2 protein-coding genes are annotated in these 1,049 nt (G+C 38.1%); both read right to left on the bottom strand.

The annotated features are described in order from the left end of the window. Positions 1-232 precede the first annotated feature (232 nt). Entirely contained in the window at positions 233-565 is a 333-nt protein-coding gene (locus BV214_RS16580; RefSeq protein WP_086478611.1) for a helix-turn-helix domain-containing protein, read from the bottom strand. Between the two features lie 11 nt (positions 566-576). Beyond that, complete coding sequence (locus tag BV214_RS16575) at positions 577-909, bottom strand: type II toxin-antitoxin system RelE/ParE family toxin (RefSeq protein ID WP_086478610.1); 333 nt, start codon at positions 907-909, stop codon at positions 577-579. Positions 910-1,049: the final 140 nt, after the last annotated feature.

Genomic DNA, 1,049 nt, shown 5'->3' with positions numbered 1-1,049 from the left:
TTAAGAAAAGGAAGGTTGTTGCGCAGTCTGACGTTAAGGCTATGGCAAGTAGGGCAGGCAGGGAAACGAATAGTCTCCGTCTGCGCTTAGCCAAAGCTTTTTATTTCTTTTTAACTTTCGTTTTATAAAAGCCAAATCAAAAGATTTGGCGGACTTCGCAAACAAGACCAAGCTAATAGATTCAGTACTTACCGCCCTATTTACTATAGGTATTGTTATCTTTGGTGCTTTTTTACGCAACCTTGAATTCCGAGTCATTCATTTGTACACTGAACTTTATGTTCGCCTTTAGTGCGTTAAACACTTTTAAAATCGTTTCAATCGTTACGTTTTTTGCGCTGCGCTCCAGTTTAGAAATTTGTGACTTTTGAACTCCAATCAATTCACCAAGTTGTTCTTGGGTCAATTTCCGTTCTTTTCGGACGGACTTAATCATTTCGCCCAAAACCTCCATTCGCAAATCGAATTCATACTTGTCCCGGTCTGCTGTTCCGATTTTTCCAATGTCCTTGTCCTTCATTTGGTCAAGGGTCATCATTTTCATCATTTTATTTTTTGTTGCCATAACTTTATTTTTTATTGCTCGAAATATTCGGTCCGAATCTGTTTTGCTTTTTCGATTTCAGCTTTAGGTACCTTGTCCGTTTTTTTGACCATTCCGTGTGTAGAAATCACAAGCGTTTCGGTTTTTCCAGTTCTGTCCCAAAATGCGAAAAGTCGGTATTGAAGTCCTCTGTATTTTGTCCTAAACTCCCAAATATCGTCCGTTAGTTTTTTGAACAGTTTTGGGTCAAGTCCAAATGTGGCCTTGTCAAGATTATAATAAATTTTCATTTGTGCTTTCTTGTCGACCTTTGACATAAAGTCAATAGCTTGCTCAAGAAAGACGACTTCAAATCTTTTTTCCATACGGTTTGCGCGTACTTTTATGAGACAAATATAAACAAAAAAGTTGATTTATATGGAAACTTTTATTTTTTTGGTCAGCATTAAAGATAACGGTTTGGCGTCGAGTAGGCAAGGGGAATTTCACCCCGAGCCTCTCACAG

The sequence above is a fragment of the Arenibacter amylolyticus genome, assembly GCF_002150785.1.
In the GTDB taxonomy this organism is placed as follows: domain Bacteria; phylum Bacteroidota; class Bacteroidia; order Flavobacteriales; family Flavobacteriaceae; genus Arenibacter; species Arenibacter amylolyticus.
This window is presented reverse-complemented; position numbering and strand designations above follow the sequence as displayed.

Bases quoted from the DNA above. Each gene is read 5' to 3' on its own strand.
- BV214_RS16580 (WP_086478611.1), bottom strand. From the start codon at position 565: ATGGCAACAAAAAATAAAATGATGAAAATGATGACCCTTGACCAAATG.
- BV214_RS16575 (WP_086478610.1), bottom strand. From the start codon at position 909: ATGGAAAAAAGATTTGAAGTCGTCTTTCTTGAGCAAGCTATTGACTTT.